Origin of the sequence: Bradyrhizobium betae, from assembly GCF_004123905.1 — a bacterium.
Classification (GTDB): domain Bacteria; phylum Pseudomonadota; class Alphaproteobacteria; order Rhizobiales; family Xanthobacteraceae; genus Bradyrhizobium; species Bradyrhizobium betae_A.
The window spans coordinates 76,960-101,537 of the sequence record NZ_MZXW01000017.1; the positions used below are offsets into that span (position 1 = coordinate 76,960).

At 64.7% G+C, this 24,578-nt stretch carries 20 protein-coding genes; 6 read left to right on the forward strand and 14 right to left on the reverse strand.

Features of this window, described 5'->3' with window-relative positions; genetic code table 11:
- Positions 1 to 10: 10 nt before the first annotated feature.
- Entirely contained in the window at positions 11 to 631 is a 621-nt protein-coding gene (locus B5V03_RS41460; protein ID WP_206736156.1) for a TetR/AcrR family transcriptional regulator, read from the reverse strand.
- Between the two features lie 51 nt (positions 632 to 682).
- On the opposite strand from B5V03_RS41460, the gene B5V03_RS42910 reads away from it, so the two are divergent.
- The 3 genes from B5V03_RS42910 (at position 683) to B5V03_RS16060 (ending at position 5,387) form a co-directional block, all read left to right on the forward strand.
- Complete coding sequence (locus B5V03_RS42910; RefSeq protein WP_164988066.1) at positions 683 to 949, forward strand: hypothetical protein; 267 nt, start codon at positions 683 to 685, stop codon at positions 947 to 949.
- A gap of 351 nt (positions 950 to 1,300) precedes the next feature.
- A complete protein-coding gene (locus B5V03_RS16055) occupies positions 1,301 to 4,705 on the forward strand; it encodes an acyl-[ACP]--phospholipid O-acyltransferase (RefSeq protein ID WP_129271293.1) in 3,405 nt (1,134 codons plus the stop codon).
- Positions 4,698 to 5,387 carry an esterase/lipase family protein gene (locus B5V03_RS16060; protein ID WP_245502237.1) on the forward strand — a complete coding sequence of 230 codons (690 nt, stop codon included), beginning with the start codon at positions 4,698 to 4,700 and terminating at the stop codon, positions 5,385 to 5,387. Before B5V03_RS16055 ends, B5V03_RS16060 begins: the two co-directional genes overlap by 8 nt.
- Positions 5,388 to 5,390: 3 nt before the next feature.
- Here the strand turns inward: B5V03_RS16060 and tcuB are convergent, their stop codons facing one another.
- The 3 genes from tcuB to tcuA are packed head-to-tail and all read right to left on the reverse strand — an operon-like array spanning position 5,391 to position 8,949.
- Positions 5,391 to 6,497 carry a tricarballylate utilization 4Fe-4S protein TcuB gene (gene tcuB / locus B5V03_RS16065; protein WP_129271295.1) on the reverse strand — a complete coding sequence of 369 codons (1,107 nt, stop codon included), beginning with the start codon at positions 6,495 to 6,497 and terminating at the stop codon, positions 5,391 to 5,393.
- Between the two features lie 4 nt (positions 6,498 to 6,501).
- Complete coding sequence (locus B5V03_RS16070; protein ID WP_129271296.1) at positions 6,502 to 7,530, reverse strand: esterase; 1,029 nt, start codon at positions 7,528 to 7,530, stop codon at positions 6,502 to 6,504.
- A 27-nt stretch (positions 7,531 to 7,557) separates the two neighbouring features.
- Positions 7,558 to 8,949 (reverse strand): FAD-dependent tricarballylate dehydrogenase TcuA, encoded by a 1,392-nt coding sequence (gene tcuA, locus B5V03_RS16075; protein ID WP_129271297.1) that lies wholly within the window; start codon positions 8,947 to 8,949, stop codon positions 7,558 to 7,560.
- 148 nt (positions 8,950 to 9,097) lie between these two features.
- On the opposite strand from tcuA, the gene B5V03_RS16080 reads away from it, so the two are divergent.
- Positions 9,098 to 9,778 carry a GntR family transcriptional regulator gene (locus B5V03_RS16080; protein WP_129271298.1) on the forward strand — a complete coding sequence of 227 codons (681 nt, stop codon included), beginning with the start codon at positions 9,098 to 9,100 and terminating at the stop codon, positions 9,776 to 9,778.
- 11 nt (positions 9,779 to 9,789) lie between these two features.
- On the opposite strand, the gene ybaK is transcribed toward B5V03_RS16080, so the two are convergent.
- The 8 genes from ybaK to mobB all read right to left on the reverse strand — a co-directional run bounded on the left by ybaK (position 9,790) and on the right by mobB (position 19,715).
- The gene (gene ybaK / locus B5V03_RS16085; RefSeq protein ID WP_129271299.1) at positions 9,790 to 10,263 is read right to left on the reverse strand and encodes a Cys-tRNA(Pro) deacylase; all 474 of its coding nucleotides are present in this window, start codon (positions 10,261 to 10,263) and stop codon (positions 9,790 to 9,792) included.
- Positions 10,264 to 10,481: 218 nt separating this feature from the next.
- Positions 10,482 to 13,250, reverse strand: a complete 2,769-nt coding sequence (gene fdhF / locus B5V03_RS16095; RefSeq protein WP_129271300.1) for a formate dehydrogenase subunit alpha — start codon at positions 13,248 to 13,250, stop codon at positions 10,482 to 10,484.
- A complete protein-coding gene (locus tag B5V03_RS16100; RefSeq protein WP_129271301.1) occupies positions 13,247 to 14,956 on the reverse strand; it encodes an NADH-ubiquinone oxidoreductase-F iron-sulfur binding region domain-containing protein in 1,710 nt (569 codons plus the stop codon). The genes fdhF and B5V03_RS16100 overlap by 4 nt, the downstream gene beginning before the upstream one ends.
- 249 nt (positions 14,957 to 15,205) lie before the next feature.
- The gene (locus B5V03_RS16105) at positions 15,206 to 15,487 is read right to left on the reverse strand and encodes a hypothetical protein (protein ID WP_129271302.1); all 282 of its coding nucleotides are present in this window, start codon (positions 15,485 to 15,487) and stop codon (positions 15,206 to 15,208) included.
- Between the two features lie 90 nt (positions 15,488 to 15,577).
- Positions 15,578 to 17,299, reverse strand: a complete 1,722-nt coding sequence (locus B5V03_RS16110) for an OFA family MFS transporter (protein ID WP_129271303.1) — start codon at positions 17,297 to 17,299, stop codon at positions 15,578 to 15,580.
- 314 nt (positions 17,300 to 17,613) lie between these two features.
- Positions 17,614 to 17,877, reverse strand: a complete 264-nt coding sequence (locus B5V03_RS16115) for a sulfurtransferase TusA family protein (RefSeq protein WP_129271304.1) — start codon at positions 17,875 to 17,877, stop codon at positions 17,614 to 17,616.
- Between the two features lie 44 nt (positions 17,878 to 17,921).
- On the reverse strand, positions 17,922 to 19,178 hold the full coding sequence (locus B5V03_RS16120; protein ID WP_129271305.1) for a molybdopterin molybdotransferase MoeA: 1,257 nt from the start codon (positions 19,176 to 19,178) through the stop codon (positions 17,922 to 17,924).
- A gap of 9 nt (positions 19,179 to 19,187) precedes the next feature.
- Entirely contained in the window at positions 19,188 to 19,715 is a 528-nt protein-coding gene (gene mobB / locus B5V03_RS16125; protein ID WP_129271306.1) for a molybdopterin-guanine dinucleotide biosynthesis protein B, read from the reverse strand.
- A gap of 208 nt (positions 19,716 to 19,923) precedes the next feature.
- On the opposite strand from mobB, the gene fdhD reads away from it, so the two are divergent.
- Complete coding sequence (fdhD, locus tag B5V03_RS16130) at positions 19,924 to 20,814, forward strand: formate dehydrogenase accessory sulfurtransferase FdhD (RefSeq protein WP_129271307.1); 891 nt, start codon at positions 19,924 to 19,926, stop codon at positions 20,812 to 20,814.
- Positions 20,795 to 21,436 carry a molybdenum cofactor guanylyltransferase MobA gene (gene mobA, locus B5V03_RS16135; RefSeq protein WP_129271308.1) on the forward strand — a complete coding sequence of 214 codons (642 nt, stop codon included), beginning with the start codon at positions 20,795 to 20,797 and terminating at the stop codon, positions 21,434 to 21,436. Before fdhD ends, mobA begins: the two co-directional genes overlap by 20 nt.
- A 6-nt stretch (positions 21,437 to 21,442) precedes the next feature.
- Here the strand turns inward: mobA and B5V03_RS16140 are convergent, their stop codons facing one another.
- Entirely contained in the window at positions 21,443 to 22,573 is a 1,131-nt protein-coding gene (locus B5V03_RS16140) for an FAD-dependent monooxygenase (protein WP_129271309.1), read from the reverse strand.
- Between the two features lie 52 nt (positions 22,574 to 22,625).
- Positions 22,626 to 24,569 (reverse strand): molybdopterin biosynthesis protein, encoded by a 1,944-nt coding sequence (locus B5V03_RS16145; RefSeq protein ID WP_129271310.1) that lies wholly within the window; start codon positions 24,567 to 24,569, stop codon positions 22,626 to 22,628.
- Between the last annotated feature and the right edge of the window lie 9 nt (positions 24,570 to 24,578).

Here is a 24,578-nt window from a genome sequence, read left to right on the forward strand (position 1 = left end):
CAGGCCCCTTTCACTTTGCGGGCAGAATCCCAAGGCCTGCGAGATGCACATCGACAAACTGCTCCACCTGCTGGCGCAGCATCTGTGGCGGCACGGCCACCATGCGCTCCTCGAGGCCGAGCGAGATGATGCCGTGCACCGCTGAAAACAGCGTGCGCGACAACAGCGCGATCTTCACGTCGTCCGCATCCGGGAGCAGCTGCACCAGCGGCAGGTGCATCAACGCGAAGGCGTCCATCACCATCTGAAGGATGTCATCGGGATAGGGACGGTCGTCCTCCATCCGGTGCTCGAACAGCGACCGCAGCAGATTCGCGTGCTCGGCAAAGAAGTCGAGATAGGTCTCGGCCAGCCCATAGAGCTGGCGGACGGGATCTTCGCTCGGAACTCCGCCAAGTCGCACCGTCAGCGCCTGAACGGTCTCCCGGTTGACCGTCAGGATCACGCCATCGAAGTCGCCGAATTCATTATAGACGCTGCCGACCGAGCAGCCGACGGCATCCGCGACGTCTCGAACCTTCAACGATCTCAATCCCTTGGACGCGATAATGCCGCGAGCGACCTCCAGAATCTGGAGCCGCCTCCGGAATTTTTTTTGGTCTCGCAGCGATTCTTCTTGAACATTGTTCATTTTCAAGCTACTCATGTGAACATTGTTCAAATTAACCCGGAGACCTGCAAAATGCAAACCCTCGCTGTTGATATCGCCTCCACCTTCATCGACGACGCCGCGGCTCTCGTGACTGGCCTTGGCCGAGCCGTCCTCAAGCTCTTGATGGCGCCGATCGATCGCATCGCTAATGCCTGCGACATTGCCGGCGTGCTCACCGAGCGCCGCGCGACCTTCCGGATGTGGCAGGCGAACCGTTCCCGCGCCCGTCGCGAGGGCCGCCGCTTCAGCCTGCTTGGCCGGCTCTCGCCCTTTCGCCACCTCGCCCATCTCACCTGAGGCAAGCACAGCCGGCACGTTCCGGTCGGCTCGAATACAAGATCCGGTTGCAAGGAAGGAATTACCATGTCCCCCATTCGCAGCCGGTCTCACGGATTTCGGTGATGCGGTTCAGATTTTCCTCATCGCCCGGCGCGATATCGCGATAGGTGCGGCCCTTCCGCCCGAACCGCGGCCGCAACCAGATATTTGCGAACCTAACGAGACCACCTGGAGACCAACAGGATCGGAGGAACCGAGGGGGCAGGCCGGCGACCGTCGTCACCCTGCAATCGTTGGTCCCATAGTCTTCCGGTCGTGACGTTTAACCGACTGCGTAACAACCTCTGCCTTTCCAAAACAGGACTCGTCATGATCAAGGAATTGATGTCGTCACGCCGCTTTGCGCCGCTGTTCTGGGCGCAATTCTTCTCGGCGCTCAATGACAACGTGCTCAAGAACGCACTCGTCATCATCCTGCTTTACAGTGCCGCGACCGGCCACGGCGATGCCCTGGTAACGGTGGCCGGCGCCGTCTTCATCTTCCCCTATTTCATCCTGTCCGGGCTCGGCGGCCAGCTCGCCGACAAATACGTCAAATCCGTCGTCGCACGGCGACTCAAATTCGTCGAGATTTTTGCTGCGGCCTTTGCCGCCGCCGGTTTCTTCCTGCACTCGGTGCCGCTGCTGTTCGCAGCGCTCGCTCTGTTCGGCATCATCGCCGCCCTGTTCGGGCCGGTGAAATACTCCATGCTGCCGGACCAGCTCGCGCTCGGCGAGCTCGCGACCGGCAACGCGCTGGTCGAAGGCGCGACCTTCATGGCCATCCTGCTCGGCACCGTCGCCGGCGGCCAGTTCGTGGCCGGCTCCGCACATATGGGCTGGGTCGCATCGGCCGTGGTCGTGCTCGCTCTGCTGTCCTGGGCCTTCGCTTCCCGTATTCCGCAAACAACGCCGTCCGCGCCCGAGCTGCCCGTCAACGCCAATCCCTGGACCTCGACGATCAGCCTGTTGAAGACGCTGCACGCCGACCATCGGCTGTGGGACGGCACCGTGATCGTCTCCTGGTTCTGGCTGGTCGGCGCCATCGTGCTGTCGCTGCTGCCGGCGCTGGTCAAGGACGTCATCGGCGGCAGCGAAGGCGTGGTCACGCTGTGCCTTGCGATCTTCGCGATCGGCATTGCGATCGGCTCGCTGTTCGCCGCCAGCCTCAGCCACGTTCGCCCGAACCTCGCGCTGGTGCCGATCGGCGCCATCATCATGGGCTTTGCCGGCCTCGACCTCGCCTGGGCCATCGCTGTGACCAGCAAGGGTCAGGACATCGCCGCAGTTGACTTCGCGACGTCGTTCGCGGGCTTGCGCATGCTGATCGACTTTGTCGCCTTCGCCTTCGGCGGCGGCCTGTTCGTCGTTCCGTCCTTCGCCGCCGTGCAAGCGTGGTCGGCGCCGAACGAGCGCGCCCGCATCATTGCGGCCGGCAATGTGCTCCAGGCCGCTTTCATGGTGGTGGGCTCGCTGTTCGTTGCGCTGTTGCAGGCGGGCGGATTGCATGTCGGCTGGATCTTCTTCGGCCTCGGCCTTGCCAGCTTCGGCGCGGTCTGGTTCGTGCTGACGAAATGGGGTAAGGAAGGCGTGCGCGATTTCGGCGGACTGTTATTCCGCGCGCTGTTCCGCACCGAGATCCGCGGACTCGAGAATCTGCCGCCTCCGGGCACGCGCATGCTGATCGCGCCTAACCATGTCAGCCTGATCGACGGCCCGCTGCTGCACGCCGTGCTGCCGATCGACGCGAGCTTCGCGGTCGATACCGGCATCTCCAAGGCCTGGTGGGCAAAACCGTTCCTGCGGGTGGTCAAGCACTACACCATGGACCCGTCCAAGCCGCTGGCCGCACGCGATTTGATCAAGCTCGTCGCCGCCGGCGAACCGGTGGTGATCTTCCCGGAAGGACGCATCACCGTCTCGGGATCGCTGATGAAGGTTTATGACGGCACCGCCATGATTGCGGACAAGGCCGACGCGGTGGTCGTGCCCATTCGTATCGAGGGTGCACAGCGCTCGCATCTCAGCTATCTCAACGGCAGCCAGATCAAGCGCTCGTGGTTTCCGCGGGTGACGGTCACCATCCTGCCGCCGGTCAAGCTGCCGGTCGATCCGGCGCTGAAGGGCAAGGCGCGCCGCAATGCCGCGGGCGCCGCGCTCCAGGACGTGATGATTGATGCAATGGTGAAGAACGCCATGCTCGATCACACGCTGTTCGAAGCGCTCGGGCACGCTTATCGCGACCGCGACACCGGCAAGGTCATCGTTGAGGACGCGCTCGGCACCCAGCTGACCTATCGCAAGCTGATCCTGGGCGCGCAGGTCCTGAGCCGGAAGCTCGAGACCGGCACGGCCGTCGGCGAGAATGTCGGCGTGCTGCTGCCGAATTCCGCGGGTGTCGCCGTCGTCTTCATGGCGCTGCAAAACATCGGCCGGGTCCCGGCGATGCTCAACTTCTCCGCCGGCCCGGTCAACGTCCTCGCCGCCATGAAGGCTGCGCAGGTCAAGACTGTGCTGACGTCAAAAGCCTTCATCGAGAAGGGCAAGCTCGACAAGCTGATGGCCGCGATCTCCGCGGAGGCACGTGTCGTTTATCTCGAGGACGTTCGCGCCTCGATCGGCACGGCCGACAAGATCAAGGGCCTGCTCGCAGGCACCGCGCCGCGCGTTGCACGCCAGGCCAACGATCCGGCCGTCGTGCTGTTCACGTCGGGCTCTGAAGGCACCCCCAAGGGCGTGGTGCTGTCCCACCGCAACATCCTCGCCAACGCGGCGCAGGCGCTGGCGCGCGTCGATGCGAACGCCAATGACAAGGTGTTCAACGTGCTGCCGGTGTTCCACTCCTTCGGGCTAACCGGTGGAATGATGATGCCGCTGCTCGCTGGCATTCCGATCTACATGTACCCCTCGCCGCTGCATTACCGCATCGTGCCGGAGCTGATCTACCAGACCGGCGCCACCATCCTGTTCGGTACCGACACCTTCCTCACCGGCTATGCCCGCTCGGCGCATGCTTACGACTTCCGCACCTTGCGGCTGGTGATCGCCGGCGCCGAGGCGGTGAAGGACCGGACGCGGCAAGTGTTCATGGAGCGCTACGGCATCCGCATCCTCGAAGGCTATGGCGTGACCGAGACCGCGCCGGTGCTGGCGATGAACACGCCGATGGCCAATCGCCCCGGCACCGTCGGCCGCCTCTCGCCGCTGATGGAAAGCCGCCTCGATCCGGTCCCCGGCATCGAGGAAGGCGGACGCCTCTCGGTGCGTGGACCGAACGTGATGCTCGGTTACCTCAGGGCCGAGAATCCCGGCGTGCTCGAAGTCCTCGCCGAGGGCTGGCACGACACCGGCGACATCGTCGCAATAGACGCGGCCGGCTTCATCACCATCAAGGGCCGCGCCAAGCGCTTTGCCAAGATCGCAGGCGAAATGGTCTCGCTGTCGGCGGTCGAGAGCATCGCGACCACGCTGTGGCCGCAGGCCGCATCGATCGCCGTGTCTATCCCCGACCAGCGCAAGGGCGAGCGCATCGTGCTGCTGACGACAGAGAAGAACGCCGAGCGCAGCGCGATGCAGGGTCAGGCCAAGGCGATCGGCGCCTCCGAGCTGACCGTTCCCGCGGCGATCATGGTGGTCGACAAGGTGCCGCTGCTCGGCACCGGCAAGACCGACTATGTCACGGCAACGACGATGGCCCGCGAGCAGGCATCCTCGCCGGAGCGCGAGGTTGCGTGAAGCCCAGCACACGGTCGTCGCACCGGCGGATACGCGGTGTGACGGCGTGGTGCTGCTCCACGGCATCGGGGTCGGTTCCTGGACGCTGAAGAAGCTGGAGCGAACGCTGCAGCGTCGCGGATTCGCGACGCTCAACCTCGACTACGCCAGCCGCAAGAAGCCGCTCGAAGCGCTTGCGGAAGAGATCCACACGCCGATCGCCGCATTTGCCGAGCAGCGCGATGGCGCGATCCATTTCGTCGCGCATTCCATGGGCGGGCTGCTCGCGCGGGTCTATATTTCGAGGCATCGCCCCGCGCGGCTCGGCCGTGTCGTCATGCTTGGCACGCCAAACGGCGGCAGTGAGGTCGCCGATCTGCTGAAGGATTTTTCGATCTATCACGCGGCATTTGGCCCGGCCGGCCTGCAGCTTACGACCGCACAAGCCCCCGTGCTCGCCGCCCTGCCGTCGCCCGATTACGCAGTCGGCATCATAGCGGGATGCCGCACCATCGCGCCGATCGCGTCGGCTTTTGTCCTGCCGCGTCCCAATGACGGACGGGTGTCGGTTGCGAGCGCGAAACTGGCCGACATGGACGACCACATCGTCATCAAGGCATCGCACACCGGACTTCCGCGAAACACCACCGCGATCGAGCAGACCATCGCCTTCCTGCGCGACGGCTGCTTCCAGGCTATCTGAATCTCAGGAGCCGGCTTCGCTGCGCCGCTCCTGCGCGTAGCGCACCAGCGCCGCGAAGCGGTAGATGCCGTGCACGAACTTGCCATAGGGCATGGTGATGAACAGCGCGAACACCGCGCCGAGATGCAGCGCCAGCAGCGGCCCCATGGCGCCAGTTTCGCGCAAGAGCAGAAGCAGCATTCCCGTGAGCCCGGTCAGGAACAGCATGGCGATGAAACCGACATCCATTCCGTAGCGCTGTTCGTCGAGCAGCTCGGGCGCACGGCGTGACTTCGCGATGAACAACCCGATCGGACCGACGATGAGGCCGATCCCGCCGAGCGTACCGAGCACCACGGGCAGGTCCCACCACGGATAAGGCGCCTCGCGTCCCCAGAGATAGTGATAGAGCGTGGCGACCGAGGTTGCGGCAAAGCACAGCAGGAAGCCGTAGAACGTGAGGTGGTGATACAGCTTGCGCCGGTCGTTCGGCTTGTCGTCCTCATTGTAGCAGCCGACGCCCCCGCCATGGAGATAGCGCAGCTCGCCGGCATCGCGGATCGCCTGGAAGATGGAGCCGCCGTCCGCGCGGCCACCGATCGGCGTACCGATGTCGCGCCAGAAGGCACGCACGCTCATGACCAGCGCGAGGATGGCATAGAGGAACGCGGCGCTGAACAGCGCAGCCATCGCGTTATGCGGCATCAACTTGTAGAACGCGCCCGGGCCGGTGTGCACGCCGAGCAACACGCTGCGGTCGTTCAGGGCTGCGAAACCCAGAATAAAGACCGCCATGCTCAGCGCGGCGACGATGCTGATGACGAGACCATTGCGCGCGAAGGCGCCGGACAGCGCCTGCGGCCAGGCATAGGCCGCATAGGATTCGGCGCGCGCGACCGCGAGCGTCTTCGGGACATTGACGTTGAATTCGTGCGGCGGCGAGAACTGGCAATCCACGTAGCAGGCGCCACAGGAATGGCAGAGGTTGGCGAGATAGTTGAGATCGCCGTCGGAGAAGGCGCGGCGCATTTCCATCGCCGGAAACACCGCGCACAAGCCTTCGCAGTAGCGACAGGAATTGCAGACCGTCATCAGGCGGTCGGCTTCGTCCAAAATTTGGGTTCCGTGCATGGCTCTACTTCGTCAGGTTCTTTCCCTCGAGCCATTTCTGGATCAGGCTAGCGACCTCGAGGTTGTTCTTGTCCATCATCACCATATGCGAATTGCCCTTGATGCCGGCCTGCGGGAGGTCGACGATGTCGACGCTGCCCCCGGCTGCCTTGACGGCGTCCGCAAAGGCGATGCCGTTGGCGCGGATCTTGGGCCAGCGCGAATCGCGCTCGATATAGTCGCCATAGATGATGAGCGTCGGAATGTTCTTCAGCACGTCCGCCTTGGCGGGATCGCCGATGCCGGCCGGCTCGATCGCAATCAGCGCCTTGACCTTATCGGGCCGCGCTTGCGCGACCTTGAAACCGAAAGTCCCAGCCTGGCTATGGAACAGGATCACCGAAGGGCCGACGCGGTCAAGCTCGGCGATATAGGCGGCGATGGTGGCATCGTCAGTCGTGGTCCAGCGCGGCACGTTCTGCTTGACGAAATTCTCGTAACCCTCGACGGGAAACTGGTTGCCCGGCAGCAGCTTTCGCTTGGCGGGATCGGGATCGTAAGAGTTCGGACCATCGCCGATGCGGAAACGCTCGAACGGATTGGCCGTGGTCAGGAAGACCGGCTCGCTCTTGAAGATATCGGGGTACTGCGCCCAGCCCGCGCGTCCGCGCTCGACCGCATCGGAATTGTAGACCGCCCAGCCCTTGCGCAGGAAATAATTCAGCCAGCCTTCGCGCCCGTCAGGCGTGGTCTCGTAGGTGACGCCGGTCAGTCCGCCGCCATGCCACATCAGCAACGGATAGGCGCCCTTCTCGTTGGCCGGCAGGAAATATTGCACGTACATCTGCTCGACTTGATAGGTGCCGTTGGGATCGACCTTGGCCGGCACGCCGCCGGGCGCGAACACGACCTCCTTCACCGGCTTGCCGGTGATTTCGACGAGACGCCCACCGACATGGAACGAGCCCATGTCGCGCAGGGTGATCGGCTCGGCTGCGCTGGCTTCACCGATCATTAGCAGCGCCGTGATCGAAGCGATGGCAATACGCGACATGGTTCCTCCTGACGTCTTTTCTTCATCCTAATTCTTGGCGTGGCGTGCCGCTTCGCGTCCCGCGATCCGGCCGAACACGCTGCCGATGGTCATGCCCATGCCGGCCGCATAGCCCTTGCCGAGCACGTTGCCGGCCATGATCTCGCCGGCCGCGAACATGTTGGCGGAAGGCTTGCCTTCAGCCATCAGCATCCGCGCCTCCTTGGTCACACGCGTGCCGAGATAGGTGAAGGTGATGCCGGGCCGCACCGGATAAGCGAGATAAGGCGGCGTCTCGATTTTGCGCGCCCAATGCGTCTTCTGCGGTGTGATGCCCTCGGTCACGCAGTCGTCGAGAATGGTGTGGTCGAAGGTGCCGGGCCGCACCGCGGCGTTGAACTCGGTGATAGTCTTGTCCAGCGCAGCCGGATCGAGCTCCAGCTTGCCCGCGAGCTCGGCGACTGTCTGTCCCGCGATCGGCGGGAACAACGTCGGCATGAAGCTCGTGACGACCGTTGAATCAAAAATGATGTAGGCAATCTGGTCGGGCTGTGCCGCGACCAGCCGACCCCAGATCGCATAGCGCTTCGGCCAGATGTCCTCGCCCTCGTCATAGAAGCGCTGGGCGTGCTTGTTGACGACGATGCCGAACACGACGGAGTCATGACGGGTGATGATGCCGCCGTCGAATTTCGGCGCGCGGGCATCGATCGCGACCGCGTGGCACTGCGTGGGGTCGCCGACCTCCTGCACGCCCTTGTCGAGCAGCATCTTCAAGATCGAGCCGCGGTTATAGGGCGTGCCGCGGATCAGGAAATTATCCGCCGCATCGCCCCAATATTGCTTCAGCCATTCGATGTTGGCCTCGAACCCGCCGGCCGCGGCAATCAGCGACGTCGCGCGGATCTCGGTCTCGCCCTTGATCGGCCGCTTGAGGCGCGCCGCGAGAAACATGCCGTCCTCGATCACGAGGTCAGTGACCTCGGCGTCGTATTCGACATCGACGCCGAGCTTCTCAGCGGTGAGATAGAGTGCGTTCAGCATCGCGCGGCCGCCGCCGAGGAAGAAGGAGTTGGTGCGGCCGAGGCTCAGCGTGCCGCCGAGCGACGGCTGCCAGCGCACGCCCTGCTCCACGATCCAGTTCAAAATGTCCTTGGACTCGCGGATCATGTGGCGGGCGAGCACCTCGTCGGTCTGCCCGCCGGTGACGCGCAGGAGGTCTTCCCAGAACTCGTCTTCGGTGTAGGGTCCGGTCAGGATTTCGGTGGCGGCGTCATGGGCGCAGCGCATGTTACGGGTGTGGCGGGTGTTGCCGCCACGGTAGAATTTTGGCGCGCCTTCGAGCACCAGCACGGAGGCGCCGCCGCGGCGCGCCGAGATCGCAGCGCACAGCGCCGCGTTGCCGCCGCCGATCACCAGCACGTCGTATTTGCTGCTCATGCCGTCTGCCCGATGCCACGCAGTTAGAGACATTCTGCCCGGCGGCGGTCCCGATCAACCGCACCGCCATTGCGTACTTTTGTATACAAAGATATACAGTATCCATGCAAGCGGCATCTCTGCATGGGCAGAATGCGCCCGAGGGACCATGGCCAGACGCTCGGCAAAGACAGGCGAATCAATCGCGCGCGGCGGCGTCGCGCTGGGCGAAGCCGTGTTCCGCTCGCTCTGCGAGGCGCTCCAGGCCGGCAGCTACCGGGCCGGCGATCGCCTGCGCGAGGAAGAGGTCGCGCAACGTCTGAAGGTCAGCCGCACGCCGGTGCGCGAAGCGCTGGGCCGGCTCGCGGCGCGCGGCTTCGTCGAGCCCGCCGGCGGCCGCGGCCTGATCGTCCGCAACCTCGATATCTCGGAGGTGCTCGAGCTCTACGCCATGCGCGAAATCATGGAAGGCGCCGCCGCGCGCCTTGCCGCCGGGCACGCCTCGGCTCCCGAGGTCGATGCACTCTGGGATATCGAGCAGGCTTTTGTGGAAGCGTCCGAGACCGACGCCGCCGAGATGGCGAGGCTCAACCGCGCGTTCCACGAGGCGATCTGCCGCGCCGCGCGCAACCGTTATCTCGACAACGCCTCGCGCGAATTGCAGGACTGGATCGCCCTGCTCGGCCCGACCACCTTCACCGTGACCGGGCGCCCCTCGACCAGCCACGGCGAGCATCAGGCCATCATCGAGGCAATCGCCGCGCGCGACGGCGACAAGGCCGAGCAACTCGCGCGCGTGCATATCCGCGAGGCGCTGCGCTGCCGGCTGAAACTGTTGCAGAAGCAGTAGGCGCCTGCCGTTCAAGCGAGCACGTCGGCAACGATCGCCTTCAGCGCGTCTCGCGCATCATCCGGCTTGAGCCGTATCTGCAAGCCACGCTGGCCGCCATTGATGTAGGCCTCGTCATGCGCGAGCGCGCTCTGCTCGATCACGGTGCGCACGGGCTTGCGCTGCCCGAACGGGCTGATGCCGCCGACCTTGTAGCCGGTGACGCGCTCGGCTTCCGGCGGCTTCATCATCTGCGCCGACTTGCCGCTTGTCGCAGCGGCGAGCTTCTTCATGGAGACTTCCTGGTCGGACGGGACGATCACGCAGACCGGCTTGCCGTCGACCAGCGCCATCAGCGTCTTCAACACGCGCGCCGGATCTTCGCCGAGCGCAGCGGCGGCCTGGAGCCCGATGCTCTCGGCGTCGGGATCGTAGTCATAGGTGTGGACGGTGAAGGCAACACCGGCGACTTCAAGCGCGCGCGTGGCGGGAGTGACTTTGGACATGGGCCACGTTTACCACCGTCATTGCGAGGAGCGAAGCAGTGCGGGGCAAGACAGCACCGTACAATCACTGTCATCGCCCGGCTTGACCGGGCGATCCAGTACTCCGAGACAGTTGTGATTGGCCCGATGGGCCGCGGCGTACTGGATGCCCCGCCTTCGCGGGGCATGACAGCAGTTTATGTGGCAAGCCTCGTCCCCAATAGCGACAGGAGGCAGCCCTACTCCGCCGCGTCCCGCATCTCGGCGCGCTCAGCCCTGGCCGCGCAGAACTTGAACTCCGGGATCTTGCCGAACGGATCCAGCGCCGGGTTGGTCAACAGGTTTGCCGCCGCCTCCGCGTAGCAGAACGGCATGAACACCATGTTCTCGGGGACGTCGCGGTCGGAACGCACCTTGACCTCGACGGCACCGCGGCGGGTCTCAAGCCGGATGAAATCTCCGGGCGCGAGCTTCTTCCTGTGCATGTCCTTTGGCGACATGAACGCGACCGCCTCCGGCTCGATCTGGTCGAGCACCTGGGCGCGGCGGGTCATCGAGCCGGTGTGCCAGTGCTCGAGCACGCGGCCGGTCGAGAGCACCATCGGATATTCGTCGTCGGGCACTTCGTCCGGCGGGATGACGTGGGCCGGCACGATCTTGCCGCGGCCGCTCGCGGTCGGGAAACCCGTGGTGAAGATGATCTCGTTGCCGGGCTTGTTCGGATCGTCGGCCGGGTAAGTAACTGCGCCCTCGCGCACCAGCCGTTCCCAGCTGATGTTCTTGAGCGACGGCATCAACTCCGCCATTTCGGTGTAGACCTCGCCGGGGCCGGCATAATTCCACGGCAGGCCCATGCGCTTGCCGATCTCCTGGATGATCCAGAGATCCTGCCGTGCATCGCCCGGGGGCTTGATCACCTGGCGCGCGAGCTGCACGCGGCGATCGGTGTTGGTGAAGGAGCCGTCCTTCTCGGCGAAGGCCGAAGCCGGCAGGATGACGTCAGCGTGGAACGCGGTCTCGGTGACGAAGAGATCCTGCACCACGAGATGATCCAGCATCGCCAGCGCCTGGCGCGCATGCTGGAGATCGGGATCGGACATCGCGGGGTTCTCGCCCTCGATATACATGCCCTTGATCTCGCCGGCGTGGATCGCATTCATGATCTCGACCACGGTCAGCCCGCGGACGGGATCGAGGTCCTGCTGCCAGAGCTTTTCGAAACTGCCGCGCAAATCATCGCGGCCGACCGGCTGATAGTCCGGCAGGAACATCGGGATCAGGCCGGCGTCGGAGGCGCCCTGCACGTTGTTCTGGCCGCGCAGCGGATGCAGGCCGGTGCCGGGACGGCCGACCTGGCCGGTGATCAGCGCCAGCGCGATCAGGCAGCGCGCATTGTCGGTGCCGTGGACGTGCTGGCTGATGCCCATGCCCCAGAAGATGATCGACGATTTTGCCCGCGCGTAGGTCCGCGCGACTTCGCGCAGGGTCTGCGCCGGGACGCCGCAGATCGCCTCCATCTTCTCCGGCGTGAAGTCCTTGATCTTCTCCTTGAGGTCCTCAAAGCCCTCGGTGTAACCGGCGATGTACTGATCGTCGGTCAAGCCCTCGGTGATGATCGTGTTGATCATCGCGTTCAGCATGGCGACGTCGGAGCCCGGCTTGAACTGCAAATGCTTGGTCGCATGGCGCGACAGCGATTGCCGGCGCGGATCCATGACGAAAAGCTTTGCGTTGTTCTGCTTGACCGCGTTCTTGATGAAGGTCGCGGCGACCGGATGGTTCACGGTCGGGTTGGCGCCGATCACGATGATGACCTCGGCGTCCATCGCCGCTGCGAACGGCGCCGACACCGCGCCCGAGCTCAAACCTTCGAACAGCGCCGCCACCGACGAGGCGTGGCAGAGCCGGGTGCAGTGATCGACATTGTTCGAGCCGAAGCCGGTGCGCACCAGCTTCTGGAACAGATAGGCCTCTTCGTTCGATCCCTTGGCCGAGCCGAAGCCGGCCAGCGCCTTCACGCCGTTGGTGTCGCGGATCTTGACCAGTCCCTTGGCGGCGATGTCGAGCGCCTCTTCCCAGCTCGCTTCACGGAAATGGGTGAAGGGATTGGCCGGATCGACCTGGTCGTTCGAATCCTTCTTAGCATTCGGCAGCCGCACCAGCGGCTTGGTCAGGCGATGCGGATGATGAATGTAGTCGAAGCCGAAGCGGCCCTTGACGCAGAGACGATTGTGATTGGCGGGACCATCGCGGCCCTCGGCGTAGATCACCTTCTCGTCCTTGACCTCGTAGGTGACCTGGCAGCCGACGCCGCAGAACGGGCACAGCGAATCCACCTTCTTGTCGGCATAGGTGACGCGGGTCTGGTTGTCGTCGAGCATCACGGCCGGCATCAACGCGCCGGTCGGGCAGGCCTGCACGCATTCGCCGCAGGCGACGCAGGTGGACTCACCCATGGGATCGTCGAAGTCGAACACGATCTTCGAACCACGGCTGCGATAGGCCATGCCGATGACGTCGTTGACCTGGACCTCGCGGCAGGCACGCACACAGAGACCGCACTGGATGCAGGCGTCGAGATTGACGCGCATCGCCGGATGGCTGGCGTCGGTGGCCCAGCGCTCGGCCGCGGGAAAGCGACTCTCGGTGACGCCCGTGGTCTCGGCCCAGTGCCAGAATTTCGAATCCGGGTCGTGCGAGGTCTCGCGCGCCGGCTGGTCGGCGACCAGCAACTCCATCACCATTTTCTGCGCCGACACCGCGCGCGCGGATTCGGTCTTCACCTTCATGCCGACCGACGGCGTGCGCTTGCAGGACGCCGCGAGCACGCGCTCGCCTTCGATCTCGACCATGCAGGCGCGGCAATTGCCGTCGGGGCGATAGTCGGGTGCCGGCGAATAGCACAGATGCGGAATCTCGCGCCCCTGCCGTTTGGCGACCTGCCAGATCGTCTCGCCGGCGTTGGCCTCGACCTGCTTGCCGTCGAGCTCGAACGTAATCTTCGTCATTCGGCCGCTTCCTTGAACTCGTCAGGGAAATATTTGATCACGGTGGAGAGCGGGTTCGATGCCGCCTGTCCGAGCCCGCAGATCGAGGCATCGCGCATCGCCTGGCTCAATTCTTCCAGCAGTGCACGGTTCCAGACCGGCTTCTGCATCAGCAGCGCTGCCTTCTGAGTTCCGACCCGGCACGGCGTGCACTGGCCGCAACTCTCGTCCTCGAAGAACTTCATCAGGTTCAACGCAGCTGCGCGCACGCTGTCCTTCTGCGACAGGATCACGATCGCGGCAGAACCAATGAAGCAGCCGTATTTCTCCAGCGTGCCGAAATCGAGCGGGATGTCGTCCATCGACGCCGGCAGGATGCCACCGGACGCGCCGCCCGGGAGGTACGCATAGAAGGTGTGGCCGTCGGCCATGCCGCCGCAATATTCGTCGATCAGCTCACGCACGGTGATGCCCGCGGGCGCGAGCTTCATGCCGGGATTTTTCACGCGACCCGAGACCGAGAAGCTGCGCAGGCCATGGCGCTCGTGGCGGCCATTGCCCTTCCACCAGTCGGCACCCTTCTCGACGATGTCGCGCACCCACCACAGCGTCTCGATATTGTTGATCAGCGTCGGCAGGCCGAACAGGCCAACCTGGAACGGATAAGGCGGCTTGTGCCGGGGCAGGCCGCGCTTACCCTCGATGCTTTCGAGTAGCGAGGACTCTTCGCCGCAGATGTAAGCGCCGGCGCCGCGGCGCATGTGCAGCGTCGGACCGCCCGCAGGCAATTTTGCGATCTCGCGCTCCAAAATCTGGCGCGAGGCCGGATATTCGTCGCGCAGATAGATATAGACGTCGGAGGCCTGCACCACATGCGCGCCGATCAGCATGCCCTCGATGAAGCGATGCGGATCGCTTTCGAGATAGACGCGGTCCTTGAACGTGCCGGGCTCGCCCTCGTCGCCGTTGATCGCCATCAGCCGCGGACCGGGCTCGCCCAGCACCGCGCGCCATTTGCGCCCCGTCGGGAAGCCGGCGCCGCCGAGACCGCGCAGCGAGGCGTCGTCGAGCGACTTCAGCAGATCGTCTTTCGCCAATTCACCCGAGCGCAGGCGATTGAGCAGCTTGTAGCCGCCACCGGCGACATAGGCGTCGTAGTCGATATATTTGGGCAGATGCGCGTGAGTGTCGCCGGCCTTTGCCGCAGCCATCACATTGGCGACGGTCGCGTGGTCGACGAAATTATGTCCGACTTCCGCGGCAGGCGCGGTGTCGCAGCGGCCGACGCAGGGCGCGCGCACGACGCGGATGCCGGGTCCCGCTGCGCTCTGCAGATCCTCCAGCAGTTTCTCACCGCCGAGCATCGCGCAGGTCAGCGAATCGCAGACGCGGATCGTGAGCGGCGCGATGTCGGGCTCGCCTTCCTTCACGATGTCGAAATGCGCGTAGAAGGTGGCGGTCTCGAACACTTCGGCGAAAGCGAGCTTCATCTCGTCGGCGAGCGCGGCGAGATGCGCGGCCGAGATCTGGTGATATCTGTCCTGGATCAGGTGCAGATATTCGATCAGCAGATCGCGCCGCCGCGGCCTGTCGCCGAGCAACTGCTCGATCTCATGCGCGGCGGTCGGATCGACCTGTCGCCCTTTTGGCGTAGCCTTTGCGCGCTTCCGTCCCTGGCCGGGATGTTCGAATTCGCGAACCTTGTGAACGTCGTCGTTGCTGCTCATGGAAACGTCGCGTTCTCCTCAAATGCGCGATGAATTTAGGCCGGATCGCCCGTGCGATCCGCCTTCATTTCCTGGTTCGATCAGCGGAACCGCCGGTACCGTGCGTGGCGCTGACCAAGTCTTGTTCGACGCGACTCTAGCCCCTGGTATGCCAGATGCAAGACAATTTAGAATGTCTCTATAATGATTTAGGAGACAGGCAGCCACCCCGCCATGCCCCTTTACGCACACGCCAGGCGGAACCCGACCTCACGTCTTGCTCATGCACTCCTCGATGTAGAACCAGCGGTCGTCGCCGATCAGCCCCTTGGATTTCACGTCGGCGCGGCAGGCCTTGAGTTTGGGCTTGTTGGCCGACCACTTCGCCTTCATGTCCTTCAGCTTCTGCATCGTGAGCTTGATCTTGCCCGGCTTGGCCTCGGTCGTTGCAGCCGGCGTGGTGGTAGCAGGCGCCGCCGCGGTTTGCGCGGACGCGGCATGAAGGCTTGCGGCCAGCAGCATGGCGGCAAGGCAGATACGGGTGCGAAGCATAAGAATCCCCCTAGATCCCATTCTTGACTTGAAAGACGAGCATCGCGGAACGCCGAACCGTCGGCATCCCGCGACGATGTTGGTTTGCGATCAGAGGATTCGCACCGCGCTCTCGAGCGTCTTGTACACGCCCCAGGCCAGCGGGATTGCCACAAACGCCCAGAACAGCGCGGCCTTGCCGTCGAGGCCGCCCGTGCCGATCCCGAACGAGCCGCTCTTCCCGGCTGCTGCGCCGGCGGTCGAGGCCTGGGCCTTCGCCAGCTCGGCTTCGCTCATGTACCACTTCGGATCGACCGGCTTGATCAAATAGTTGCAGATCAGGCCCGCGATCAGCATCGAGCAGAGAATGTACATGGTGGTGTTGTAGAGCTGATCGCGCGGCACGCCCGCGGCAAGCTGGAATTCGCGAATGTAGTTGACCACGACGGGGCCGACGATGCCCGCCGTCGACCACGCCGTCAGCAGCCTTCCATGGATGGCGCCGACGAACTGGGTCCCGAACATGTCGGCGAGATAGGCCGGCACGGTCGCAAAGCCGCCGCCATACATCGACAGGATGATGCCAAAGCCGAGCACGAAGAGCAGCTTCGAGCCCATCGCCGCAAAGGTCGGCGCCAATGCGTAGAGCACGATGCCGAGGATGAAGAACGTATAGTAGGTGTTCTTGCGGCCGATATAGTCCGACAGCGACGCCCAGACGAAACGGCCGCCGATGTTGAACAGCGACAGCAGACCGGCAAAGCCCGCCGCGATGCCCGCGATCTGCGCCTTTTGCGCGACGCTCAGCGCATTGAAGCCGACTTCCGGCAGGCCGATCAGCTTGCCCGCGAAGACTTCCTGAAGGATCGGCGAGGCCATGCCGAGGACGCCGATGCCGGCCGACACGTTGAGGCACAGCACACCCCAGATCAGCCAGAACTGGGGCGTCTTGTGCGCGTTGTTCAGGTGAACGTGGTGCTCGGAGATCATCGTCTTCTTTTCGCTCGGCGGCGTCCAGCCCTCGGGCTTCCAGCCGGTCGGCGGCAGGCGATAACGGAACGCGCCAATCATCATGAAGATGAGATAGCCCGCGCCCATGAGCAGGAAGGTCTGCCATGCCCCGACATCCGTCGCACTCTTCAACCCGGCGAAGGTGAAGTCGCGCACGTAATCGATGCCGATATAGGTGAGGTTGATCTTCAGGAAGCTGCCGCCGTCCATCAGAAGGGTGGCCAGCGGCGATCCGATCATGGCGCCGCCACCAAAACCCATGATGGCCATGCCGGTCGCCATGCCGCGCCGGTCCGGGAACCATTTCACCAGCGTCGACACCGGCGAGATGTAGCCGAGGCCGAGACCGATGCCGCCGATCACGCCGGAACCGAGCCACATGATCCAGAGCTGGTGGAGGTAGATGCCGATGGCGCCGAGCACGAGGCCACCGCACCAGCAGCAGGCCGCCACGAAACCGGCCTTGCGCGGCCCGACGCGCTCGAGCCAGCCGCCCCACAGCGCGGCGGAGAGGCCGAGCACGACGAAGAACAGCGTGTACATCCACCCCATGCTCGCGACTTTCCAGTCGCACGAGGTGGTGAAGAGCTCCTGCCACAGCGAGATGTCCGGACAAGCCTTCGGCGCGGTCAATCCGATCGCGCGCGACAGCGGCAGCCAAAACACCGAGAAGCCATAGGCCATGCCGATGCAGAGATGGATGCACAGCGCCGCCGGCGGCACCAGCCAGCGATTGAAGCCGGCGGTCGCGATGGTCCGCTCGCGATCGAGCAACCCTGCGCCGGCGCCCGAAATCCTCCCAGCGCTTTCAATTGTCGTCATGCATTCCTCCCCTAAGCCGCCCTTCTGAGCAGCCTGCCACTAAGATCCCGATCCTCAGCCCATTACGGTGCAGTTGTTGTCCCTGCTGCTCCGCAATCATCCGACGCGCGCGAGGATCGTCACGCGCCTCCAAAAAATTGACCCCGAGAGCGGGGTCGTATGCCCGATACGACGTGCAGGCTTCGTGGGTGGCCCGTTGATCCGCGCATCGCAGACAAGACTCAACCTCCGCGCCTGCACGGAGAAAGTCAATTTGGGCAGAAGCCTTGATCGATGTCGATAGACAAAAGGTCGGGATCAGCGCGGTAACGTCCTCAAGAACGCAACGCAGCATTCGCCTTTTCTATCGAGCCATTTGTCTTTTCTATCAAGAACACGATGCGCGCCTCGTTGCGCGCGGTGATCTCCACGGTGTCGCCGGTCTCCCGGATCAGGTTTGGAATGTCAATCACCGACAAGGGATCGGTACAGTGCACTTCGAGCTGATCGCCCGGCTGCAACGGTTTCAGCGCCTTGCGCGTCTTGAGGGCGGGCAGCGGGCATTTCAACCCGGTGAGATCGAGCGTGGTTCTGGTCATAGGCGCAACATGGCGGGGTGAGGCGATGGCGTCAACGCAACCGGTCAGAGCAGATCGATATAGGACAAAAAACCTACGCTCTGTCCCGGCTCGACACCAATGATGTCCTCGCCCAGTTCGATGAGCCCATCCGTCTCGACCAGTGAGGATAACAGTCCGGCGCCTTCGCGCGGGAACTTGACGGCTTCCAGCGCGCCGTCCTCTCCGCGCCGCAACGAGGCGCGAACATATTCGCGGCGGCCGACCTTCTTCTTGTACGCGAACGCCGCGCGCACCGGGATCGGCAACAGCGGCTCCGGCAGACCACCGGCCAGCGCCAGCACCGTCGGCCGCACCACATGGACGAAGGTGACAAAGCTCGCAACGGGATTGCCGGGCAGACCGATCAGCGGCGTACCGTCGATGATGCCCATCGCCACCGGACGCCCCGGCTTGATCGCCATCCGCCACAAGACGAGCGAGCCGATACTCTCAACCGCCGCCTTGACGTGATCCTCCTCGCCGGTCGAGACGCCGCCAGTGGTGAGGATCAAATCATGGCCCCCCGCAACCTGCTTCAAGCCGTTCGCGAGCGAAGTCCGCTCGTCGCGCAAGATGCCGAGATCAGAGACCTCGCAGCCGAGCCGGCGCAGCATCGCCATCAGCATGAAGCGGTTGGAATCGAACAGTTGCGAGGCCGCGCGCGGCTCGCCGGGCGACGCCAGCTCGTCGCCGGTCGAGAACACCGCGACGCGGATGCGCCTGACGACGTCGAGCCTGACAAGGCCGAACGCCGCGGCGAGCGCGACATGCTGCGGCCGCATGCGCTGGCCGGCACGTAGCGCGACGTGCCCTTCGGGAATGTCCTCGCCTGCGGGGCGGACATTGGCGCCCGGCTTCAGCCCCGGCGGCAGCACGATCTGGCCTGATACGTCGATGCGGACATCTTCTTGCATGAAGACGGTTTCAGCATCCGGCGGCATCGGCGCGCCCGTAAAGATGCGCGCAGTGTGGCCAGGCTTGATCGGCGCTTGTGCAAGGCCGCCGGCCTGGATGCGGCCGTCGAGCGGGAACGCCCGCTCCGCGCTTGCCGGAAGGTCGGCGTTGCGCACGGCGTAGCCATCGACGGCCGAGTTGGTGAACGGCGGCAGCGGCAGCGGCGCTGCGATATCGCGCGCCAGCACGCGGCCGTCAGCATCGACCAGCGCAACCGTCTCAAGATCGGCGATCGCGTTGACGCGCGTCGTGATCAGACCAACGGCCTCGTCGACCGACATCATCGGTCCACCGAAGGCAAAACAATCGTCCGACAGTTGCGCCATAGTGCCTCGTCAGCGCATCGCAGCGCTTTTCGCGACCGCTTCCTCGACCGGCATGGCCGCGCGCAGCAGCAGCGCCGCCGCAGCCTCGATGTCATCGAGATGGACGGTCGGCAGCCGGGTTTCAACCGCTATGTCCGTCGCGATCCCGACAATTCCGGGATCGTCGGGAAACAGCAGCGGCTTGCCGTTGGCGGCGCGATGCACCTCAATCTTGCGATGCGGCTCGCGCTTGAATCCTTCGACCACGACCAGATCGACGGCGGCGAGTTTGCTCAATAGTTCCGGCAGCCGCGGCTCTGCCGCGCCGCGCAGCTCGTGCATCAAGGCCCAGCGATTTGACGAAGCCACCAGCACCTCGGCCGCGCCCGCCTCGCGATGGCGCCAGGAATCCTTGCCGGGCACGTCGACGTCGAACTGGTGATGCGCATGCTTGATCACGGAGACGCGCAGGCCTTGCGCGTTGAAATGCGGGATCAGCCGCGTCAACAGCATGGTCTTGCCCGCACCGCTCCAGCCTGCAAGGCCGATGACTTTCATTCCAGCTCCGTCTCCGCGCGAGACCTAATACCTGATGGAACCACCGTCCCCTCCCCGTCATTGCGAGCGCAGCGAAGCAATCCAGAATCTTTCCGCGGCGGCAGTCTGGATTGCTTCGCTGCGCTCGCAATGACGAACGGAGGCATTTCATCCATTCCCCGCCATGCTTATATCGGCTTGACCCGAATGTCATGCTAACGTCGCGGCCATGATGAAGATCGACAAAGCCCCGGTGCCCCTGATCGTCCCCAACCCGGACGACCCGCGCCTGACCCGGAGCGTGACCGGCACCGACCAGGCCGGCGCCAGGGTCGAGATCAAGGTGCCGATGGAGCGGCCGCTGACGCTCTACCTGAATGCGCAGGAGATCGTCACCATGATGACGATCGGCGACTATCCGGAATATCTGGCGCTGGGTTATCTGCTCAACCAGAACATGCTGAAATATAATGACGCGGTCACCGAGGTCGAATACGACGACGACCTCCAGGTCGTGGTGGTGCGCACCGAGCACCACACCAATTTCGAAGCCAAGCTGAAGAAGCGCACGCAGACCTCGGGCTGCGCGCAAGGCACCGCCTTCGGCGATCTGCTGGAAGCGGTCGAGAGCGTCGCGCTGCCGAAGGCGGAGCTGCGCACCTCCTGGCTCTACCAGATGACGCAGACCATCAACACCATGCCCTCGCTGTATCTCGAGGCCGGCGCGATCCATGGCTGCGTGCTGTGCAAGGAGGGCGAGCCGCTCTGCTACACCGAGGACGTCGGCCGCCACAACGCCGTCGACAAGATCGCAGGATGGATGTACCGCCACGGCGTCGATCCCTCCGACAAGATCCTCTACACCACGGGACGCCTGACGTCGGAGATGGTGATCAAGACGGTGCGGATGGGCATTCCGATCCTGGTGTCGCGCTCCGGCTTCACCGCGTGGGGCGTCGATCTCGCCCGACAGGTCGGCCTGACGCTGGTCGGCCGCACCCGCGGAAAACGCTTCATCGTGCTCGCAGGCGAGGAGCGCATCGTCTACGACCAGAACCTCGCTTACGTCGAGGAGGAATCGGCGAAGCACAAGCGCAAGGGTGAAGGTGGTGACGACTGACATTCCGCTGACGCAAGGCGTACTGCTCGCCGGCGGTCTCGCACGCCGCATGGGCGGTGGCGACAAGCCGATGCGCACGATCGGTGGACGCACGATTCTGGAGCGCGTCATCGCGCGTCTGAAACCGCAATGCAGCGGGCTGATCCTCAATGCGAACGGCGATCCCGCACGTTTCGCCGCGTTTGGCTTGCAGGTCATCGCCGACGATGTGCCCGGCTTCCCCGGCCCGCTCGCCGGTGTTTTGGCCGCGCTCGACTGGACCGCAGCGAACCGTCCGGAAGTGGAGTGGGTGCTCAGCGCCGCCGGCGACTGCCCGTTCCTACCGCGCGATCTCGTCGCGCGCCTGCATGAGGCACAAGCGCGAGAGAACGCGCAGCTCGCGGTCGCCGCATCAGGCGACCAGACGCACCCGGTGATCGGGCTGTGGCGGGTGGATTTGCGTGAGCAGCTCCGTCACGCGCTGGTGGTCGAAGACCTCCGCAAGATCGACCGCTGGACCGCGCGCTACCCGCTCGCGACGGTGACGTGGCCGGCCGAGCCGCTCGATCCGTTCTTCAATGCCAACACGGTCGAGGACATCGCCGAGGCCGAGCGGCTGGCGGCGCTGGACGATGCGGCTTAGTCAAGCTCAAGCCGCCAGCGGCACCGACCAGGCGTCATAGCCGTAGACCCAGCTCGTATCTGTCCGCTCCCTCAGCCAGATATTCGCACGCGAAGTCTCCTGCACCCTTGTCGTTCGCACCTTGCGCGTCGCCTCGAAACGGCGGAATGCGTCCATGACGCCGTCGCGGTCAACACCATCAAGGCAGCGCGACAGCACGGCGGCGTCCTCGATCGCCATCGCCGCGCCCTGTGCCATATACGGCGTCATCGGATGGCAGGCATCGCCGAGCAGCGTCACCTTGCCGTCCGCCCAGCGATCGAGCGCCTCGCGATCCATGATGGCCCATTTGTGCACGTCGGGGCATGCCGCGAGCACTTTTCCGACCTGCGGATGAAAGCCTGCGAACGAGGCGCGCAGATCGCGCACGTCGCCCTTCGCCGACCAGGACTCGATGCGAAAATCCGGCTCAGGCTGGCTGGTGACGAGATAGACCTCGCTACGGTCAGGCTTGACGTAATAGATCACGATGTGGCGGTCCTCGCCCCACCATTTGGTGCAATCGTCGATCTTCTCGCCACCGAGCAGCGTGGCGGGATAGGTGGTGCGGTAGGCGATGCGGCCGGCGAATTTGACCGGCGCGGTGTCGAACAGGATGTCGCGCACGGCCGAATGCACGCCGTCAGCACCGACCACCGCATCGGCGACGGCACGCGTGCCATCGGCAAAGCCCAGCCGGACACCCTCGTTGGTCTGGTCGAGGCCGACCAGCTTGTGATTGAGCCTCACGACCTCGTCCGGCACCGCGCTCGCCAGCGCCGCATGGAGATCGCCGCGATGGGCGAGCAGATAGGGCGCGCCGAATTTTTCTTCCGCGCTTTCCCCAAAGATCATGTCGAACTTGATGTCGCCGCTCTTCCAGTCGCGGTTGTTCCAGGAGCGCGGATAAAACGACTGGCCGCGCATCCGCGCCTCCAGCCCGAGTGCGCGCAGCACCTTCATTGCGTTACAGCCGATCTGGATGCCGGCGCCGATGCGGGCGAATTGGGAGGCCTGCTCGTAGACCGTCACATCGATGCCAACGCGCCTGAGCGCCGCGGCCGTCGCGAGCCCACCCATGCCGGCACCGACGATCGCAACCGAAAGCGGCCTTGCCATCGCGTCCCCCACCCTGTTTTCCGCGCGGCTTGAATGCCGCGTCGTCGTCTACCTACGCAGGCCGGAAGCCCGCTTGCTCCAGCGCAGTGCGAGCCTCGTCCGAGTCGAGCGCGTCGAGAAAGGCCTGCACCGCCGGACGCTGTTTGCGCGCCGTCACCAGCGCGAAGTCATAATGCTCTTCCGCGAACGGAATGAAACCGAGGCCGGCCCCATGGGCGACCGGCGCAATGGTCATGCCCCAATCGGCGCGATGCTGCGCAACGGCGGCGGCAACGGCGTTGTGCGAGCGCGGCTGGTTCCAGTAGCCTTCAGGCCGCGCGCCGCCAAGCAGACGGTCGATCAGGATGCGCGTGCCGGCACCCTGGTTGCGGTTGACCATGATGCAGGCGGGGTCAGCGAGCGCGGCGGCAACCGCTTCCGTCGCACCGAGGCCCTCGAAACGCTTGTCGCCCTTGCGGAAGACAATGCCCTGCATCCGCCGCCAACCCGGCACGAGCTCGAGCCCATCGACGAGGTAAGGCGTGTTGTAGGTCTCGCTCTTGTCGTCGAACAGATGGATTGGCGCCAGGTCGCATTCGCCGCGTTTCGCCGCCGCAAGTCCGCCGAGACTGCCGACCGCAATCGAGCGTACGGTCAGGCCGGCATGGGCGAGCTGCGCCGTGACGAGATCGAGCCCGGTGCAATGGCTGCCGACGATGACAAGATCGGGCACCCGCACATGCGGCGTGAACAGCGTCACCTCGGCTTCAGTCCCTGCCGGCATCTGGTCAGCGAGCGCGTTGATGCGCAAAAAGCCGTCGGCCTGCGCGAAGGACGTGATCGCGCCAGAACCTTTGCCGGAGGGATAGGCGATCAGGCCGTCCTTGCCCTCGACCAGCGAGACCATGACGAATTCGGTCCGCCCGAGCTCGGAGGCGATGCGCACCGGCACGGTCGCGCTCACCTTGGCATCCGAGCGCGGCGGCAGCCCGGCCATCCTGCGCAGCACCGGCACGATCATGTCGTGGAAGGTAAACATCGCCGAGGTCGGAAAGCCCGGCAGGATCACCACCGGCTTGCCGTCGCACACGGCGAGGCACAGCGGCTTGCCGGGCTTGAGCGCTACGCCATGCGCGATGATGCCGGGTTGGCCGAGCCGGCCGATGATACGATGGGACACATCGCCCGCGCCTTTCGACGTGCCGCCCGAGAGCACCAGCATGTCGGCATCCACCAGCGCGCGGCGCATGGCGGCTTCGAGTTTTGCCTCGTCGTCGGGAATGGCGCCGAGGAAAACCGCTTCACCGCCGTTCTCGTCGATCGCAGCGGCGACGATCGCGCCGTTGGTGTCGTAGATCGCGGCGGGCGCGAGTGCTTCGCCGGGCTGCACCAGTTCGTCGCCGGTGGAGATCACGGCGACCCGCGGCTTTCGCGCGACCATTACCTCGGCAATGCCACAGGCCGCGAGCATGCCTATCTCGCGCGATCCGACGATCGTGCCGGCGCGCAGCAGGGCCTCGCCGCGCGCGATGTCGGAGCCCGCATAGGAGACGAATTGCCCGGGCGAGACGGCGCGACGGACCTCGATCGTTACAGGGCCGACCGGCTGGGTGTGCTCGACCATCACGACGGCGTCGGCGCCGCGCGGCAGCGGACCGCCGGTCGCGATCGGCGTTGCGGTGCCTGCCACCACTTGCAGCGTGGGCGGGGTGCCGCAGTGAATGGTCTCGCCGTTCAGCGCGAGGCGCATGGGTGAACCTTCACCGGCGGCTGAAAGGTCCGCCGAGCGCACCGCAAACCCGTCAACATTGGAGCGGTCGAACGGCGGCACGTCGATCGGGGCGGTGACGTCTTCAGCGAGCACCGTGCCGAGCGCATCAGCAAGCATGCGCGCTTCGCTCAGGATCGCCCGCGGGAAGAGCGCGGCTTCGAAACGCGCGATCGCATCCTCGCGTGAGAGGATTTTGAGGAACTGCTCCTGTTCAAGCGCGCTGCGGTTTTGCGGGATCATCGTCATGCCGGAATC